Raw genomic sequence first — 17,821 nt, forward strand, 5'->3', positions numbered from 1 at the left:
CGACCGCACATGCGGAAGCCGCCCCCCGTGGGGGGCGGCTTCCGCATGTGCGGGGGAAGGGGCGGCTAGCCGTAGACCGGGCCGGTGTACTTCTCGCCGGGGCCGTGGCCCGGCTCGTCCGGTACCAGGGAGGCCTCGCGGAAGGCGAGCTGCAGGGACTTCAGGCCGTCGCGCAACGGCGAGGCGTGGAACGTGCTGATCTCCGTGGCGCTCGCGTCCAGCAGCCCCGCCAGCGCCTGGACCAGCTTGCGGGCCTCGTCGAGGTCCTTGTGGTCCTCGCCCTCCTCGGTGAGACCGAGCTTCACCGCGGCGGCGCTCATCAGGTTGACGGCGACCGTCACGATGACCTCGACGGCGGGGACCTCCGCGATGTCGCGGGCCATGTCGTCGAAGCCGGGGTTCTCACTGCTGGGGGTCGCGTCACTCATGCCCACACGATACGGCCCGGGGGCGGGGGCTCCGTCCCCCGGGGAGCCCCCGGCGCTCCTCCGGTCGCGCCCCCGGCCGTGCGATTAGCGCCCCCGCGAGCGGACTGTTAACCTGTAACAACGACCGGCCGGACACCTGTGTGCCCGGCCCGCAAGTGGAGGCTCCGTTCTCCCACCTGACCGTCCTCGCGGACGGCGGGTCACCGGTCAGGCGGTCCCCATCGTTCCGTACGGACGATGGAGCCGTCCGATGCGCCCCGCGGTTGACCGCGGCGGTGTTCCGGTAGTTCCTGGAGCCCCGCCTGCGTCCCGTCCGGGGCATTTTCTGCATTCCGGTTCGGTTGGTCTTGACGTTACAGACGTTACGCGGCTGTCCGCCAGGCGGTCGCGTGGTGCTACCGAGGAGGATCCATCAGCGCCGAGCCCCGCATCAACGACCGGATTCGCGTTCCCGAGGTCCGACTTGTCGGTCCCAGTGGCGAGCAGGTCGGGATTGTTCCGCTTGCCAAGGCCCTGGAACTCGCACAGGAGTACGACCTCGACCTGGTCGAGGTGGCGGCGACAGCCCGTCCGCCCGTGTGCAAGCTCATGGACTACGGGAAGTTCAAGTACGAGTCGGCCATGAAGGCCCGTGAGGCGCGCAAGAACCAGGCGCACACGGTCATCAAGGAGATGAAGCTCCGGCCGAAGATCGACCCGCACGACTATGACACCAAGAAGGGTCACGTCGTCCGGTTCCTCAAGCAGGGCGACAAGGTCAAGATCACGATCATGTTCCGTGGTCGTGAGCAGTCCCGCCCCGAGCTGGGCTTCCGACTGCTCCAGCGTCTCGCTTCGGACGTCGAGGACCTGGGCTTCATCGAGTCCAACCCGAAGCAGGACGGCCGGAACATGATCATGGTTCTGGGCCCGCACAAGAAGAAGACCGAAGCCATGGCCGAAGCCCGCGAGGCCCAGGCCGCCCGCAAGGCGGAGCGTCAGGGCACGACCGACGCACCGTCCGAGGGCAACACCGCTGAGGCTCCGGCCGCAGCGGCCGAGGCTCCGGCCGAGACACCTTCCGAGGCGTGACCTTCGGGGGCCGCCATCCAGGCGCCCCCGGGTCCCCCCGGAAACCCATAGAGATCTGACGCCCCTGCAGTCCGGTGCCCGCACCGTGAGGGGCGCCACTGACGAGGAGAGAACGGCGCGATGCCGAAGAACAAGACGCACAGCGGTGCCAGCAAGCGCTTCAAGATCACCGGCTCCGGCAAGGTGCTCCGGGAGAGGGCCGGCAAGCGCCACCTTCTCGAGCACAAGTCGTCCAAGAAGACCCGCTCGCTGACCGGCACGGTCGTCGCGGCTCCGGCCGACGCCAAGAAGATCAAGAAGCTTCTCGGCAAGTGAGGTCCGGCCTCCGGACCCCTCCGGAGGCGCGACCTCGATCACACCGGGACCAATTCGTTTCCGGGCCGTGTGACGACACCCACGGCCCCGCTACAAGGAGTTAACAAGTGGCACGCGTCAAGCGGGCAGTCAACGCCCACAAGAAGCGCCGGGCGATCCTCGAGCAGGCCAGCGGCTACCGCGGTCAGCGTTCGCGCCTGTACCGCAAGGCCAAGGAGCAGGTCACCCACTCCCTGGTCTACAACTACAACGACCGCAAGAAGCGCAAGGGCGACTTCCGGCAGCTGTGGATCCAGCGCATCAACGCCGCTGCCCGCCAGAACGGCATGACGTACAACCGTCTCATCCAGGGTCTGAAGGCCGCCAACATCGAGGTGGACCGCAAGATCCTGGCCGAGCTCGCGGTCAACGACGCAGGCGCGTTCGCCGCCCTCGTCGAGGTCGCCCAGAAGGCCCTCCCGAGCGACGTCAACGCCCCGAAGGCCGCCTGAGCCAGGCGCCCCCTTCCCGGCACGTGAACCGGACCCGCAGGCGCACGCCGTCTGCGGGTCCGGTGCGTTGCCCCCACCGCCACCCCACCGCCCCAGCCGTACGCAGAGAGGCTCGCCGCCGACCATGGGCACCCCCGAACTGATCTCCCCGCGTTCCCCCCGTGTGGCCGCCGCCCGCCGGCTGGCCCGCCGCAACTTCCGCGGCAAGGAGCGCAGGTTCATCGCCGAGGGGCCCCAGGCCGTACGCGAGGCCGCCGCCCACCGGGGCGGCGACGGGGAGCCCACCCTCATCGAGCTGTTCGCCACCCCCGAGGCCGCCGACCGGTACGCCGACATCGTCGGGGCGGCCCACGCGGCGGGCGCCCGCGTCCACCTGGCCGACGCCGACGTCCTCGCCGACGTCTCCCAGACCGTCACCCCGCAGGGCCTCATCGGCGTCTGCCGCTTCCTGGACACCCCGTTCCAGGAGATCCTCGCCGCCGGGCCCGCCCTGGTGGCGGTCCTGGCCAACGTGCGCGACCCCGGGAATGCGGGGACGGTCCTGCGCTGCGCGGACGCCGCGGGCGCGGACGCGGTGATCCTCACCGACGCCTCGGTCGACCTCTACAACCCCAAGTCCGTACGGGCCTCGGCCGGGTCGCTCTACCACCTGCCCGTCGCCGTCGGCGTCCCCGTCGAACAGGCCGTACGGGGCCTGCGGGACGCCGGTGTGCGCATCCTCGCCGCGGACGGTGCGGGGGCCGACGACCTGGACGACGAACTGGACGCCGGCACCATGGGCGGCCCCACCGCCTGGGTCTTCGGCAACGAGGCGTGGGGGCTCCCCGAGGAGACCCGCGCCCTGGCCGACGCCGTCGTCCGCGTCCCCATCCACGGCAAGGCGGAGAGCCTCAACCTCGCCACCGCCGCCGCCGTCTGCCTCTACGCCTCCGCCCGCGCACAGCGGCCCCGGCGCGCCCCCGGCGCGTAACGCCGTACCGGTCCGGCACCCCCTCGGCGCACGATCCCGGCCAATCCCGCGCCCCGCCCGCCGGTGTGCTCCCCTCCGCGCCCCCGCAGGGTGTCGCCGGTCCGCCGACGACTAGTAGGGTGACGAACTCGGGGGCCCACTGCACCGGTTCGAGAGGTGGGATACGGGAAGATGGCTGTCGGCATGAGCTCGCCGCGACCGGCGCACACCGCCACACCGCACGCTGCGGACGGGGAGCCGGACGGCCCGGGCGCGGGCCTCGATCCGGACGATCTTCCCGACGGTCTCGTCGTCGCCGACGGCCGCGGACGCGTCGTCTGCTTCAACGCCGCCGCCGCCCGCATCACCGCCACCGACCGCGCCGACGCGATCGGCCGCCCCCTGGAGGCCGTCCTCCCGCTGGAGGACCTCAAGGGCAAGCGCTGGTGGCCGCTGACCGACCCGTACGGCGGCCTCGCCACCCGCAGCGGCCAGCCCGAGCGCAACCTGCTGCTCCCCGGCGGCCGCGAGGTGCTGGTCTCCGCCCGTTACGTGCGCGAGCACCCGACCGGCCCGGTACGCCGGGTCGTGGTCTGCCTGCGCGGGACCGAGGCCCGTCGGCGCACCGAACGCAGCCACGCCGAGCTGATCGCCACCGTCGCGCACGAGCTGCGCTCCCCGCTGACCTCCGTCAAGGGGTTCACCGCCACCCTCCTCGCCAAGTGGGAGCGGTTCACCGACGACCAGAAGCGGCTGATGCTGGAGACCGTCGACGCGGACGCGGGCCGCGTCACCCGGCTCATCGCCGAACTGCTCGACATCTCCCGGATCGACTCCGGCCGGCTGGAGCTGCGCCGCCAGCCCGTCGACATCGCCGCCGCCGTCGCCCGCCACGTCCAGGCCCTCATCACGGGCGGCCAGGCGCCCGACCGCTTCCGGGTCCGGGCCCGGGGGCCGCTGCCCGCCCTGTGGGCCGACCCCGACAAGGTCGACCAGGTCCTCGGGAACCTCCTGGAAAACGCGGTGCGCCACGGCGAGGGAACCGTCACCATCGAGATCGCCCCGGCACCCGCGCCGGGGGCGGGCGACGAGACGGGAACGGCGGTCACCGTGAGCGACGAGGGCCCCGGCATCCCCGAGGAGTCGATGAGCCGCGTCTTCACCCGCTTCTGGCGGGGCAGCAAGCGCGGCGGCACGGGCCTGGGCCTCTACATCGTCAAGGGCATCGTCGAGGCCCACGGCGGCGCCATCACCGTCGACCGGGGGCCCGGCGGCGGAGCCGAGTTCCGCTTCGTTCTGCCCGTGAGCACGCCCGCCTACCTGGCCTGAGGCGGCCCACGGGCTCCCCGATCGTCCTGCGGCCCTTAGACTCGACCTTTGGCACCTTTGCGTCCAGCGGTCTCCAGCCGGGTCGCGCCACCAGCCAATCGGAAGCACGGGAAGAGATGTCGGCACCGAACAAGTCGTACGACCCAGTCGAGGTCGAGGCACTGAAACCGGAAGAGATCGAACGCATGCGGGACGAGGCGCTCGCCGCCTTCGCCGCCGCCGGCGACCTCGACGCGCTCGCCCAGGCGAAGACCGCGCACACCGGAGGTACCTCGCCGCTGTCCCTCGCCAACCGCGAGATCGGCGCCCTCCCCCCGCAGGCCAAGGCCGAGGCGGGCAAGCGCGTGGGCCAGGCCCGCGGCGCCGTCTCCAAGGCGCTCGCCGCCCGCCAGACCGAACTGGAGGCGGAGCGCGACGCCCGGGTGCTCGTCGAGGAGGCCGTGGACGTCACGCTGCCCTACGACCGCCTCCCGGCCGGCGCCCGCCACCCCCTGACGACCCTCATGGAGCGCGTCGCGGACGTCTTCGTGGCCATGGGCTACGAGGTCGCCGAGGGCCCCGAGGTCGAGGCGGAGTGGTTCAACTTCGACGCCCTGAACTTCCTGCCCGACCACCCGGCCCGCCAGATGCAGGACACCTTCTTCGTGCGGGGCGCCACCGCCGGGGGCGAGGCCACCGAGGGCGACGAGTCCGGTGTCGTGCTGCGTACGCACACCTCCCCGGTCCAGGCCCGCTCGCTGCTGGAGCGCAAGCCCCCCGTCTACGTGGTCTGCCCCGGCCGGGTCTACCGCACCGACGAGCTGGACGCCACGCACACCCCGGTCTTCCACCAGATCGAGCTGCTCGCCATCGACGAGGGCCTGACCATGGCCGACCTCAAGGGCACCCTCGACCACATGGTCCAGGCGCTCTTCGGGCCGGACATGAAGACCCGGCTGCGGCCGAACTACTTTCCGTTCACCGAGCCGTCCGCCGAGATGGACATGGTCTGCTACGTCTGCCGCGGCGAGTCCGTCGGCAACCCGGAGCGCCCCTGCCGCACCTGCGGCAGCGAAGGCTGGATCGAGCTGGGCGGCTGCGGCATGGTCAACCCCAAGGTGCTCACCGCCTGCGGCGTCGACCCCCGGAAGTACAGCGGATTCGCCTTCGGGTTCGGCATCGAACGGATGCTGATGTTCCGCCACAACGTCGAAGACATGCGAGACATGGTCGAGGGCGACGTCCGGTTCACCCGGCCGTTCGGGATGGAGATCTGATGCGCGTCCCGCTTTCCTGGCTGCGGGAGTACGTCGACCTGCCGGCGACGGAGACCGGCCGTGACGTACAGGCCAAGCTCGTCTCCGTGGGCCTGGAGGTCGAGACCGTCGAGCAGATCGGCGCGGGCCTCAAGGGCCCCCTGGTCGTCGGACAGGTCCTGACCATCGAGGAGCTGGAGGGGTTCAAGAAGCCCATCCGCTTCTGCACGGTCGACGTCGGCGCCGCCAACGGCACCGGCGAGCCGCAGGAGATCGTCTGCGGAGCCCGTAACTTCTCGGTCGGCGACAAGGTCGTCGTGGTCCTCCCGGGCGCGGTCCTGCCCGGCGACTTCGCGATCGCCGCCCGCAAGACGTACGGCAAGACCTCGCACGGCATGATCTGCTCCACCGACGAGCTCGGCATGGGCGACGACGGCACGCACGGCATCATCGTGCTGCCGCCGGAGCACGAGGCCGGCACCGACGCCATCGAGCTGCTCCAGCTCGTCGACGAGGTCCTCGACATCGCCGTCACCCCCGACCGGGGCTACTGCCTGTCCATGCGCGGGGTCGCCCGCGAGACCGCGACCGCCTACGGGCTGCCGCTGCGCGACCCGGCCCTCCTGGACGTGCCCGCGCCGAACGCGTACGGCTACCCGGTCAGGATCGGCGACCCGATCGGCTGCGACCGGTTCACCGCGCGCACCGTCACCGGCCTCCAGCCCGAGGCCCGCTCCCCGATCTGGATGCAGCGCCGACTGCAGAAGGCCGGAATGCGGCCGATCTCGCTGGCCGTCGACGTCACCAACTACGTGATGCTGGAGCTCGGCCAGCCGCTGCACGCCTACGACCGCAACCGGGTCCAGGGCGCGATCGGCGTACGCCGTGCCACCCAGGGCGAGAAGCTCACCACCCTGGACGGCACCGTGCGCGTGCTGGACGCCGAGGACCTGGTCATCACCGACGACCGAGGGCCGATCGGCCTCGCGGGCGTCATGGGCGGGGCCAACACCGAGATCGCCGACGCGGACGGCGAGCACGCGCCCACCACCGAGGTCGTCATCGAGGCCGCGCACTTCGACGCGATCTCGATCGCCCGTACCGCGCGCCGCCACAAGCTGTCCTCCGAAGCGTCCAAGCGCTTCGAGCGGGGCGTGGACCCGCAGGCCGCCGCCGCTGCCGCGCAGCGCACGGTCGACCTGCTGGTACTGCTCGCGGGCGGCACCGCCGAGGCCGGGGTCACCGAGATCAGCTCGCCCTCCGCCCCGCGCACCATCGCGATGCCGGCCGACCACCCCGACCGGGTCGCCGGGGTGGAGTACGGCCGCGAGACCGTCGTCCGCCGCCTCCAGGAGGTCGGCTGCGACGTCTACGGGCAGGACGAGCTGATCGTCACCGTCCCGTCCTGGCGTCCCGACCTGAACGAGCCGAACGACCTGGCCGAAGAGGTCATCCGGCTGGAGGGCTACGAGAACCTGCCCTCCACCCTGCCGACGCCCCCCGCCGGGCACGGCCTCACCGAACGCCAGCGGCTGCACCGCCGGATCGGCCGGGCCCTGGCCGGCGCCGGTTACGTCGAGGCGCTGAGCTACCCCTTCATCGGCGACGCGGTCCTGGACCAGCTCGGCCTGGAGGCGGACGACGACCGCCGCCGCACGGTCACGCTGGTCAACCCGATCTCCGACGAGGAGCCGGCGCTGCGCACCACGCTGCTGCCGGGCCTCCTCGGAGCGCTGCGGCGCAACGACGGCCGCGGCAGCCACGACCTGGCGCTCTTCGAGACCGGCCTGGTCTTCAGGCCGACCGGAGAGGAGACCCCGGCGGCCCGGCTGCCCGTCGACCGCCGGCCCACCGACGAGGAGATCGCCGCCCTGAACGCGGCCCTGCCGCGCCAGCCGCGCCGCGCCGCCGTCGTCCTCGCGGGCGCCCGCGAACAGGCCGGCTGGTGGGGCAAGGGCACCCCGGCGACCTGGGCGGACGCCGTCGAGGCCGCCCGGTCCATCGCCGCGGAGGCCGGGGTGGAGGTCATCGTCCGCGCCGACCGGCACGCCCCGTGGCACCCGGGCCGCTGCGCCGCGCTGTACGTCACCGTGAACGGCGAGGAGACCCTCTTCGGACACGCGGGCGAACTGCACCCGCGCGTGGTCAAGGCGCTGCACCTGCCCGAGCGGACCTGTGCCGCGGAGGTCGAGCTGGACGTCCTGGACCAGGCCGTCGACGGAGTGCTCCAGGCGCCTCGGATCCCCACCTTCCCGGTGGCGACCCAGGACGTCGCGCTCGTCGTCGCCGAGGACGTCCCGGCCGCCGAGGTGGAGCGGGCGCTGCGCGAGGGCGCGGGTGAACTCCTCGAATCGCTCCGGCTGTTCGACGTCTTCACCGGTGAGCAGATCGGCGGGGGCAACAAGTCCCTGGCGTACGCGCTGCGCTTCCGCGCCGCCGACCGCACCCTGACCGTGGAGGAGGCGTCGGCCGCCCGCGACAGCGCGGTGGCCCTGGCCGCCGAGCGCACGGGCGCGGTGCTGCGCGGCGCGTAGGCGTCAGGCGCCGAAGCGTGGAGAAGGGGCGTATCCGGCCACCGGATACGCCCCTTTCCCGTCCCGCCGGGCGGCGGATGGACCACACGCGGGACCGGGGGCGGGAACCGGGAGGAACGCGGTTCCGGCCGCCGTCCGCAGCCACCCTCCTTCGTCGTCGGTCAGTGGGCCGTGCGGTCCGGGCGCCGTCCGCGCTGCCTCGGAGTGTCGGGCAGGGCGGCAGTGCGGACGGCGCGGGTGCGGGTCGTCAGCCGTTACGAGGGGGAGCCGACGACCCGGCCGCCTCTTGCGAGGGAGTTCATTCAACCGACCGCGGAACCTGCGCGGCAGAGTGCACGGCGGGAGGCTTCGGGCATTCCGTTCACACCCCGTGTGAATCGTGCTCCACTAGGCTGATCGCGACACGCACCTGGGGGGACGATGGAGCCCAATGTCCTGCTCGAAGCCCTGATCGAGGAAGCCGGGGTCTCGCGCGCGGGCCTCGCCGGCCACGTCAACCGGGCGGGCCGGGCCCGCGGGCTGAGCCTGCGGTACGAACACACGGCGGTCTCCCGCTGGCTCAAGGGCCAGCGCCCACGCGGCCAGGTGTCCGACCTGATCTGCGAGGTGCTGGCCGACCGGCTCGGGCGGCCCGTCGGACTCGACGACATCGGGATGGGCGCCTTCGCCGCCGGCCCGGACGCCGGGGCCGAGGGGGCCACCCTCTCCGGGTTCGTCGAGCGGGCCACCGCCCTGTGGCGTTCGGACGGACAGCAGCGCCCGGACCTGGCCACGGTGCCCGCCGTCACGGGGACGCCGGCGGTGGTGCCGGTCTGGGAGTGGGAGAACCCGCCCGAGGACACCGACGTCTCGCGTCCGGGACCGGTCCGGGTGAGCGAGGCCGGCATAGCGATGCTCAAGGCGGCCCGCGACCACTACGAGCAGATGTACCGCAAGACGGGCGGCATCGCGACCAGGTCCCGGATCGTGCGCTTCCTCGACGCGGAGGCCGCGCCGCTGCTGCGCGGCGGCCACAGCGACGCCCTCGGCCGCAGCCTGCACCGCGCGACCGCCGGACTGGTGGCGGTGGCGGGCATCTGCGCCTACGACTCCGACGCCCACGGCCTGGCCCAGCGCTACTTCCACCAGGCGCTGCGGCTCGCCAAGTCCAGCGGGGACCGGGGGCTCGGCGGCTATGTGATCGCCCTGCTGGTCACCCAGTCGCTGTTCCTCGGCGACCACCGCCGCTCCATCGCCTTCGCCGAGGCCGCGCTGCGGGCCGCCGGCGACCACATCACCCCCGCCCTCGCCGCCGACCTGTACGCCATGCAGGCCAAGGCGTACGCCCGGCTCAGCGACGCGGCGAGCGCCCGCGCCTGCATCGGGCGGGCCGAGAGCCAGGCGGACCGCATCCACACCGGCCGGGAGCCGGACGAGACGGGGTACGTCCAGCCGGGGCTGGTCGACGTCCAGGTGGCGGAGGCGCTGCTCGGCCTCGGGGACCTCCCCGCCGCGCGGGAGCACGCGGCCTCCGCCGTGCGCGCCCCGGCGCACGATCGGGGGCGCGTGCACCGGCTCGCCATGCTCAGCCACATCGAGCTGCTCCAGGGCGAGGCCGACCGCGCGGCCGTCACCGCTGCCGAGATGGCGGCCAGGGCGCGGGGGATGGAGTCCCAGCGGCTGCGCGACCGGCTGCGGGGGATCAGGCGCGGCCTCGCGGCGAGCGGCTGCGCCGAGGCCGTACGGACCACGGACCTCATCGACGAGGCGCTCCGCGTGCCTCTGTGAGCTCCGCCGACGCCCCGCCGCTCGTTCCTCCTGGCAGATGAGCCTGCTGACATGGTGACCCCCACATGTCGAAAGGCGGCACAACCGTGCAATGGGCGAACTTGAGCGAACGGAATGTGTATCAGAACCCGTGGTTCCGGGTGAATCTGGCGGACGTCCGGCTTCCCGACGGCAGCCACCTCGACCACTTCGTCATCCGCCAGCGTCCCGTCGCGGCCGCCACCGCCGTCAACGAGGCGAACGAGGTGCTGCTGCTCTGGCGGCACCGCTTCATCACCGACAGCTGGGGGTGGGAACTGGCCGCGGGCGTCGTCGAGGACGGCGAGGACGTCGCGGCGGCCGCGGCCCGGGAGATGGAGGAGGAGACCGGCTGGCGCCCCGGCGAGCTGCGCCCCCTGCTCACCGTGGAACCGTCGAACGGCCTCACCGACGCCCGCCACCACCTCTACTGGTCCGACGAGGCGCAGTGGACCGGGCAACCGCAGGACGCCTTCGAGTCGTCCCGCCGCGCGTGGATACCGCTCAAGGTGGTCCCGGACATGATCGCCCGGGGCGAGGTGCCCGCCGCGAACATGGCGGCCGCCCTGCTGATGCTGCACCACCTGCGTCCGGGCTGATCCCGGCCACGCGGCCGAACCCCTGCCCGCGCGAGAGGCCGGCCCCGGGCGACCGGGGCCGGCTCCTGGACGGGCGGCACCCGGGGAAGCCCGGGCCCGTCCTGCGGCCGGGGCTTCCGACGGGCCAGGGTTCGGCCGCGCGGCCGCCGTCCTCGCGCCGTGAAGGGCGGCCGGCCCTCCTGTGAACGCTGCGCTCCGAGCGGTTCAATATCTACGGCCACGGAGTGAGGGTTCAATGCGCCGTGCCGGGAGTGTTTTTGTCGCGGCAAAGAGAGTGGAAATATTCATCGTACGCGGACCATTGCGGCATGCTACTGTCGATCTCGGTTGCAGTTGTGGTTCCCAAAACTTCAAGCTTCTGCGTGGATGATTTCACCGGTGGAAGCTTCCTGGTGTTTTCCGGTTTTTCTCCGGGCGGGGCATCATCGCGGCGACGCGGCATCCGTACACGACGGCTGCCGACGTACACGCCCCCGAAGGAGATGTGACATGGCGTCAGGCACGGTGAAATGGTTCAACGCGGCCAAGGGCTTCGGCTTCATCGAGCAGGACGGTGACGGCGCCGACGTGTTCGCCCACTTCTCTAACATCGCCGCCCAGGGCTTCCGTGAGCTGTCCGAAGGCCAGAAGGTCACCTTCGACATAGCGCCGAACCAGAAGGGCCCGACGGCCGAGAACATCGTTCCCGCCTGACGCTGACACGTACTTCGTAGCCGGGACCCGCATCCTCTGGGGTGCGGGCCCCGGCTACGAGCATTTTTCCCGAGAAGCGCCGACCCCGGCAGAACCACCGTACGCGGGGCCTTGCGGCTGCCCGTTCCCGTTGAGCCGCACTCCGCAGGCGTACTGGATTTCCCGTCCGCATCCCGCCACCCTTTCCAGGGCCCGTGCCCCGCTTCGCGGTCGGCCGTAGGCCTGATTCGATCTCTTATTCTGTTCGGCCCGTTCTTGTGATTCCCCGCGCTGTTCTTCCGCTGCGGGAATTCCTTGATACGTGCCGTATCAAGGAAGGTTCTGAATGAACCCCACACGTACGGACAACCGCTCCTCCCGCGCCCGCAGCCGTTCCGTCGGCTCCGGGGCGGGTACAGGCAGGGCCGGTCACTCCACCTCGCCCGCGCCGTCCCGCTCCGGCGCCCCGTCCCGCTCCGGCGGTTCCGGGCGTTCGGGCGGCCCGGGCCGTCGGCCCGCCGCGGTCCAGGGCGAGTTCGCCCTGCCGGTCACGGTCACTCCCGCGCTGCCCGCGGTCGAAGCGTTCGCCGACCTCGATATGCCGGGGCCGCTGCTGGCGGCGCTGACCGCGCAGGGTGTCAGCGTCCCGTTCCCGATCCAGGGCGCGACCCTGCCCGACACCCTCGCGGGCCGCGACGCCCTGGGCCGTGGACGCACCGGCTCCGGCAAGACCCTCGCTTTCGGCCTGGCCCTGCTGGCCCGTACCGCCGGACAGCGAGCCGAGCCCCGCCGGCCGCTGGCCCTGGTCCTGGTGCCGACGCGCGAGCTGGCCCAGCAGGTGACCGACGCCCTCGCTCCGTACGCCCGCTCGGTGAAGCTGCGCCTGGCCACCGTCGTCGGCGGGATGTCGATCGGAAGGCAGGCCGGCGCACTGCGTGGAGGCGCCGAGGTCGTCGTCGCGACGCCGGGCCGGCTCAAGGACCTCATCGACCGCGGCGACTGCCGGCTGGACCAGGTCGCGATCACGGTGCTGGACGAGGCCGATCAGATGGCCGACATGGGCTTCATGCCCCAGGTCACCGCTCTCCTGGACCAGGTCCGCCCCGAGGGGCAGCGGATGCTGTTCTCCGCCACCCTGGACCGCAACGTCGACCGCCTGGTCCGCCGCTACCTCACCGACCCGGTCGTCCACTCCGTCGACCCGTCCGCAGGCGCGGTCACCACGATGGAACACCACGTGCTGCACGTCCACGGCGCCGACAAGCACCGCACGACGACCGAGATCGCGGCCCGCGACGGCCGGGTGATCATGTTCCTGGACACCAAGCGGGCCGTGGACAAGCTCACCGACCACCTCCTGGCCAGCGGTGTCCGGGCCGCCGCCCTGCACGGCGGGAAGGCCCAGGGGCAGCGCACCCGCACCCTGACCCAGTTCAAGAACGGGCACGTCACCGTGCTCGTGGCCACGAACGTCGCCGCCCGCGGCATCCACGTCGACAACCTCGACCTCGTCGTCAACGTCGACCCGCCGACCGACCACAAGGATTACCTCCACCGCGGCGGTCGTACCGCGCGGGCAGGGGAGTCCGGCAGCGTCGTCACCTTGGTCACCCCCAACCAGCGACGCGACATGACCCGCCTCATGACCGCCGCCGGCATCGTGCCCCAGACCACCCGGGTCCACTCCGGCGAGGAGGCGCTCGGCCGGATCACCGGCGCCCGGACCCCTTCCGGCGTTCCCGTGACGATCACCGCGCCGGTGGTCGAGCGACGCCGGCGCGGCACCTCCTCCCGCGGCCGGCGCAGCCCCGCCTCGGCGGCCCGGCGCGTGACCGCGCACCAGTCCTCCTTCGACGCGGCGGCCTGACGACTTCGTGATCCGGAAGCTGACCCATCTCTGCAGGAGGCGCCTTGTGACGCTGGTTCAGACGCAGCTCCGCTCGACGGAGACCACGGTGGTGGCCAGGACCGTGGCCGACGCCATGGGCGCCGCCGGACCGCAGGTCTGTGACGACATGACCGTCGAGGTGGTCCTGTCCGTCATGGCCGGCGCCCGTACCGACCGCCTGCTCGTCTGCGACGCCGACGGCCTGTGCACCGGACTGGTCACCCAGGACCGGCTCACAGCAGCCCGCGACGACTCCGCGTACACGGACCGGACCCGCCTGCGGGACATCCTCGGCGACCGCGGCCCGTTCACCTCGCCGGTGGCCACCATGGCCGAAGCCGGGCGCATGATGCGCTACAGCCGCGTCGACGCCCTGCCTGTGGTCGACGAGCACGGCAGCGCGCTGGGCGTCCTCGTCCTCGCCCGCTGAGCCGTCCCCACCGCGGCGGAATCCCTCCCTCTTCGTCCCTCTCCCTGTGAGGCATCATGCGTTGTGTCATCGCCCGCTTCCCGTTCGACCTCACCAAGAGCGGCGTACTGGAATCGATGAAGGGCATCAAGCCCGAGCAGCTTTCCGGCGAGTCCGTGACCATCGGCCGCCGCACCTTCCCCCTCAAACAGGTCGGCCAGGTCATCACGCGCCAGGACCGCCGCGACTTCACTGCGGGAGAGGTCCTGCGGGCCATGACCCAGCTCGGGTTCACCTGCCGTGAACTTCCCCGGGCCGCCGCGCCCGCGCCGGTACGCACCCCGATGCAGCAGGCTTCCGCGATGCTCGGCGCCTCCGCGGCGGCCTGACCGGCGGGCGGCCGCGAGCCGTCCGCAGCGCTGGGACGAGGGCCCGACCGGAGTGCGCCGGTCGGGCCCTCGCCCCGTTCTGCCGGGGTGGGGCTTCCCGGTATGGGGCTTCTGGGTGGGGTGGTGGGTCAGTGGTCGGAGTAGCTGAAGTCGCCCATGGTCCAGGCGCTGACGTCCTGGATGGCGACGCGGTACATGCCGCCTGTCTCGGGGATGCCGATGGTGCCCTGGAGGATGCGGGCCACGTGGAAGTGCAGGTGGGTGGGCGGTTCTTCCGCGGTCTTCGTGGCGGTGAAGACGGTGGAGAAGTCGCTGAGGTGGTCGGAGTCGGCCAGGACCTCCGAGACCCGCTGCCTCCAGACGGCTTCGGGGGCCAGTCGGCCGGTGATGACGGCGCCACCGGCGACCACGGTCAGAGTCATCTGGTTGCTGTGCCCTGACTCCACCAGGGCGGCAACGTCGACAAGCAGTGCGTCAGGCTTCGACATGGAGCCGATTGTATTCGCCGGTCCCCGGCCGCCCCTGTGCGGTGCCCGTACGCCCCTGTGCGGCGCCCCTGCCGCGGGCCGGACGGTGCTGAGATACCGGCGTTGAGGCGGTGAAGGCGCCGGCGGCGCGGCAGCCCCATGAGTGGAATGAGTTCATGGCTGAAGTGATCGCAATGCTGGAAGAGCTCAGGAACATCGCCCCGCTGACCGCCGCGGCTGCGGCGGCGCGGTTCTCGGCTCAGGAGTGGACGCCCGGGGGCAAGGTCCGTGAGGGCGTGGAGACGTCGTGGGACAAGGGCGGCGTCGGGGGCTGGATCCAGACACGTCCGGCGATGGGGAGGTCAGCGTTTCGTTCTTCGTCTGGACCCGAGATGTCGACGAGTCGGGCTACTTCGACGACCTGGATGCCGTCTACGAGCAGGGGGAGCAGATGCTGGCCGGCTTCCTCCCCGGGATCGAGGAGTCCCCGCTCGCCGGTCACCTCATCGAAGCCGAGGTGACGGAGGCGGACGGGGACGAGTTCGTCAAGCTGAAGAAGTGGGCCCTCGACGGCCGGGTTCTGACCGCCGGTGTGATCCAGCACGACACCGATCTTCCGGTGATGGTCGTGGTGGCGCTGGAGGAGCCTGGGCTTCGGGCCCACGTATCCGCGCCGTCGCTCCGCAGTGCTCCGGCACGGAGTCGGGCCGGAGGTGGAAGACGAGGCTCTGTCGGGGCCGCACACGGTCCTGACCTCGGGTAACGCGCCCCGGCGGGCCCGGCTGCATGAGCGCCGGCCCCGCCGGTAGGACGGTCAGTACGGGTAGAAACCCGAGCCCGTCTTGCGGCCGAGGCGGCCCGCGTCGACCATGCGCTGGAGCAGCGGGGGAGCGGCGTACAGCGGCTCCTTGTACTCGGCGTACATCGAGTCCGCGACCGAGGCCACGGTGTCCAGGCCGATCAGGTCGGCCAGCTTGAGCGGACCCATCGGGTGGGCGCAGCCCATCTCCATGCCGTTGTCGATGTCCTCGCGGCTGGCGATGCCCGACTCGAACATCCGGATCGCGGAGAGCAGGTACGGGATCAGCAGCGCGTTCACGACGAACCCGGACCGGTCCTGGGCGCGGATCGGGTGCTTGCCGAGCACGTCCTGAACGACGGCCTCGGCGCGCGCGATCGTCTCGTCCGAGGTGGTCAGCGCCGGGATCAGCTCGACGAGCTTCTGCACCGGGGCCGGGTTGAAGAAGTGGATGCCGATGACCTGGTCCGGGCGCGAGGTGGCGACGGCCAGCTTCACCAACGGGATCGAGGAGGTGTTGGAGGCCAAGATCGCGTCCTGGCGGGTCACCACCTGGTCGAGCACCTGGAAGATCTCGGTCTTGACCTGCTCGTTCTCCACGACGGCCTCGATGACGAGATCGCGGTCGGCGAACTCCCCGAGGTCGGTGGTGAAGCTCAGGCGTCCCAGCGTCTCGTCCCGCTCCGCCGCTGTGATCTTGCCGCGCTCGGCGGCCTTCGAGAGGGAGTTGTGCAGACGGGTGCGGCCGATCTCCAGCGCTTCGCCGGTGGTCTCGGCGACCTTCACTTCGAGGCCGCTGCGCGCGCACACCTCTGCGATACCTGCGCCCATCTGGCCGCAGCCCACCACTCCGACGCGTGCAATATCGGCCATAAGGTCCGTCACCTCGTGCCTTTCGCTGTTCTCCGTATCGCAGGGTCCGTCTGATTCCGGTGCCCGCTTCGACCCCCCGACGTTACTCCGCATGCCGACCCCGAGGTCTGGCGGGTCGCGGCGGCTACGGATGGGAAGGATGCGGTTACGTAGAGCCAGTCCGGTCAGGTGCGGGATCACGGCGGAGAGAGGCGGATCAGAATGTGGCGAACGGGCTTGGCGAGGAGGGCGTTCGTGCTCGGCGCGGCCGGGCTGCTGGCGGCGATGACGACGAGCGGCGACGCGATCGCCTCCCCGGTGGAGAGGAAGGGGGGCGGCGGCCTGCCGGAGGCGGCGCCGGGCCAGGTGCGGGGCATGTGGATCGCCACGGTCGCCAACATCGACTGGCCGTCCAAACCGGGGCTCACAGCCGCCCGGCAGGAGTCCGAACTGCTCGCGTACCTGGACCGGGCGGTGGAGCTGCGGCTCAACACGGTGGTGCTCCAGGTCCGGCCGACCGCCGACGCCCTGTGGCCCTCGCCCCACGAACCGTGGGCCGCCTGCCTCACCGGCGCCCAGGGCGAGGACCCGGGCTGGGATCCGTTGGGCACGGCGGTGCGCGCCGCGCACGACCGGGGCCTTGAGCTGCACGCCTGGTTCAACCCCTACCGGGTGGCGAACCACACCGACCCGTCTCGGTTGATCGCCTCCCACCCCGCCAGGAAGCATCCCGACTGGGTCGTGCCGTACGGCGGGAAGCTCTACTACAACCCGGGGCTGCCGGAGGTCCGCCGTTTCGTCCAGGACGCGATGCTGGACGCCGTCCGCCGCTACGACATCGATGCGGTGCACTGGGACGACTACTTCTACCCCTACCCGGTGGCCGGGCAGTCCTTCGACGACGACGCGGAGTTCGAGCGGTACGGGGGCGGGTTCGCCAACCGGGCGGCCTGGCGGCGCGACAACATCGACCGGCTCGTCCGCGAGACGGGCGAGCGCATCCGGGCGATCAAGCCGCAGGTCCGCTTCGGCGTCAGCCCCTTCGCGGTCTGGCGCAACGCGGCCACCGACCCGAAGGGATCGGACACCCGGGCGGGCGTGCAGACCTACGACGACCTCTACGCCGACACCCGCAAGTGGGTCAGGAAGGAGTGGGTCGACTACATCTGCCCCCAGATCTACTGGCACATCGGGCAGAGCGCCGCCGACTACGCCAAGGTCCTCGACTGGTGGAGCCGCACCGTCCGGGGGACCGGCGTCGATCTGTACGTGGGCGAGGCGCTGTACAAGGCGGGCGACCCGGCCCAGGCGGAGGCGTGGCAGGACCCGGCGGAACTCTCCCGCCACCTCACCCTCGGCAAGAACCACGAGGAGGTGGGCGGCCACGTCTACTTCTCCGGCAAGAGCGTGCTGGCGGACCGGATCGGCGCGATGCGGCGGGTGGTGGCCGACCACTACGCGGACCGCGTCCGGCGCTCCCCGGACCGGGGGAGGGGCCACCCGCGGAGGGGCCGGCCGTAGAGGGGCCCGGGGCGGACCCGCCGCCCCCGTCCGGCGCGTCCGGAGCCCGTCTCCGGACGCGCCGGACGGGCCTTCGCCCCGTGATCCG

19 protein-coding genes are annotated in these 17,821 nt (G+C 71.9%); 16 read left to right on the forward strand and 3 right to left on the reverse strand.

From position 1 onward, the window contains the following. Nucleotides 1–65: 65 nt before the first annotated feature. Nucleotides 66–428, reverse strand: coding sequence for a DUF1844 domain-containing protein (locus AMK24_RS17955; protein ID WP_030114094.1), 363 nt, complete (start codon nucleotides 426–428; stop codon nucleotides 66–68). Between the two features lie 411 nt (nucleotides 429–839). Here AMK24_RS17955 and infC point away from each other — a divergent pair, with 411 nt between their 5' ends. The 14 genes from infC (at nucleotide 840) to AMK24_RS18020 (ending at nucleotide 14,094) form a co-directional block, all read left to right on the forward strand. After that, entirely contained in the window at nucleotides 840–1,499 is a 660-nt protein-coding gene (infC, locus tag AMK24_RS17960) for a translation initiation factor IF-3 (RefSeq protein WP_073769788.1), read from the forward strand. 120 nt (nucleotides 1,500–1,619) lie between these two features. Further along, a complete protein-coding gene (gene rpmI, locus AMK24_RS17965) occupies nucleotides 1,620–1,814 on the forward strand; it encodes a 50S ribosomal protein L35 (protein WP_030191890.1) in 195 nt (64 codons plus the stop codon). Between the two features lie 107 nt (nucleotides 1,815–1,921). Beyond that, complete coding sequence (rplT, locus tag AMK24_RS17970; RefSeq protein ID WP_005319596.1) at nucleotides 1,922–2,305, forward strand: 50S ribosomal protein L20; 384 nt, start codon at nucleotides 1,922–1,924, stop codon at nucleotides 2,303–2,305. A gap of 124 nt (nucleotides 2,306–2,429) precedes the next feature. After that, nucleotides 2,430–3,275: a TrmH family RNA methyltransferase gene (locus AMK24_RS17975; RefSeq protein ID WP_073769789.1), complete on the forward strand. Its 846-nt coding sequence runs from the start codon at nucleotides 2,430–2,432 to the stop codon at nucleotides 3,273–3,275. A 171-nt stretch (nucleotides 3,276–3,446) separates the two neighbouring features. Further along, on the forward strand, nucleotides 3,447–4,583 hold the full coding sequence (locus AMK24_RS17980; protein ID WP_073769981.1) for a sensor histidine kinase: 1,137 nt from the start codon (nucleotides 3,447–3,449) through the stop codon (nucleotides 4,581–4,583). Nucleotides 4,584–4,699: 116 nt separating this feature from the next. Next, nucleotides 4,700–5,839: a phenylalanine--tRNA ligase subunit alpha gene (gene pheS, locus AMK24_RS17985; protein WP_073769790.1), complete on the forward strand. Its 1,140-nt coding sequence runs from the start codon at nucleotides 4,700–4,702 to the stop codon at nucleotides 5,837–5,839. Next, nucleotides 5,839–8,352, forward strand: coding sequence for a phenylalanine--tRNA ligase subunit beta (gene pheT, locus AMK24_RS17990; RefSeq protein WP_073769791.1), 2,514 nt, complete (start codon nucleotides 5,839–5,841; stop codon nucleotides 8,350–8,352). The genes pheS and pheT overlap by 1 nt, the downstream gene beginning before the upstream one ends. Nucleotides 8,353–8,772: 420 nt before the next feature. Next, nucleotides 8,773–10,119: a transcriptional regulator gene (locus AMK24_RS17995; protein WP_073769792.1), complete on the forward strand. Its 1,347-nt coding sequence runs from the start codon at nucleotides 8,773–8,775 to the stop codon at nucleotides 10,117–10,119. Nucleotides 10,120–10,205: 86 nt separating this feature from the next. Then, entirely contained in the window at nucleotides 10,206–10,736 is a 531-nt protein-coding gene (locus tag AMK24_RS18000; protein ID WP_073769982.1) for an NUDIX domain-containing protein, read from the forward strand. Nucleotides 10,737–11,044: 308 nt separating this feature from the next. Further along, nucleotides 11,045–11,224 carry a hypothetical protein gene (locus AMK24_RS33715; protein WP_143203716.1) on the forward strand — a complete coding sequence of 60 codons (180 nt, stop codon included), beginning with the start codon at nucleotides 11,045–11,047 and terminating at the stop codon, nucleotides 11,222–11,224. A 1-nt stretch (nucleotide 11,225) separates the two neighbouring features. Continuing rightward, entirely contained in the window at nucleotides 11,226–11,429 is a 204-nt protein-coding gene (locus tag AMK24_RS18005) for a cold-shock protein (RefSeq protein WP_073769793.1), read from the forward strand. A gap of 325 nt (nucleotides 11,430–11,754) precedes the next feature. Beyond that, nucleotides 11,755–13,275: a DEAD/DEAH box helicase gene (locus AMK24_RS18010; protein WP_073769794.1), complete on the forward strand. Its 1,521-nt coding sequence runs from the start codon at nucleotides 11,755–11,757 to the stop codon at nucleotides 13,273–13,275. Between the two features lie 46 nt (nucleotides 13,276–13,321). Next, nucleotides 13,322–13,726, forward strand: coding sequence for a CBS domain-containing protein (locus AMK24_RS18015; RefSeq protein ID WP_073769795.1), 405 nt, complete (start codon nucleotides 13,322–13,324; stop codon nucleotides 13,724–13,726). A 56-nt stretch (nucleotides 13,727–13,782) separates the two neighbouring features. Beyond that, nucleotides 13,783–14,094 carry an SCO5918 family protein gene (locus AMK24_RS18020; RefSeq protein ID WP_073769796.1) on the forward strand — a complete coding sequence of 104 codons (312 nt, stop codon included), beginning with the start codon at nucleotides 13,783–13,785 and terminating at the stop codon, nucleotides 14,092–14,094. Nucleotides 14,095–14,222: 128 nt separating this feature from the next. Here AMK24_RS18020 and AMK24_RS18025 read toward each other — a convergent pair whose 3' ends face one another. Continuing rightward, nucleotides 14,223–14,582 carry a hypothetical protein gene (locus AMK24_RS18025; protein WP_073765473.1) on the reverse strand — a complete coding sequence of 120 codons (360 nt, stop codon included), beginning with the start codon at nucleotides 14,580–14,582 and terminating at the stop codon, nucleotides 14,223–14,225. 286 nt (nucleotides 14,583–14,868) lie between these two features. Between AMK24_RS18025 and AMK24_RS18030 the strand changes: the two genes are divergently transcribed. Then, complete coding sequence (locus tag AMK24_RS18030) at nucleotides 14,869–15,324, forward strand: hypothetical protein (RefSeq protein ID WP_338012698.1); 456 nt, start codon at nucleotides 14,869–14,871, stop codon at nucleotides 15,322–15,324. A gap of 51 nt (nucleotides 15,325–15,375) precedes the next feature. Here the strand turns inward: AMK24_RS18030 and AMK24_RS18035 are convergent, their stop codons facing one another. Further along, the gene (locus tag AMK24_RS18035; protein ID WP_073769797.1) at nucleotides 15,376–16,233 is read right to left on the reverse strand and encodes a 3-hydroxybutyryl-CoA dehydrogenase; all 858 of its coding nucleotides are present in this window, start codon (nucleotides 16,231–16,233) and stop codon (nucleotides 15,376–15,378) included. 201 nt (nucleotides 16,234–16,434) lie between these two features. Here AMK24_RS18035 and AMK24_RS18040 point away from each other — a divergent pair, with 201 nt between their 5' ends. After that, a complete protein-coding gene (locus AMK24_RS18040) occupies nucleotides 16,435–17,733 on the forward strand; it encodes a glycoside hydrolase family 10 protein (protein WP_443333911.1) in 1,299 nt (432 codons plus the stop codon). Nucleotides 17,734–17,821: the final 88 nt, after the last annotated feature.

The sequence above is a fragment of the Streptomyces sp. CB02366 genome (assembly GCF_001905905.1).
Classification (GTDB): Bacteria; Actinomycetota; Actinomycetes; order Streptomycetales; family Streptomycetaceae; genus Streptomyces.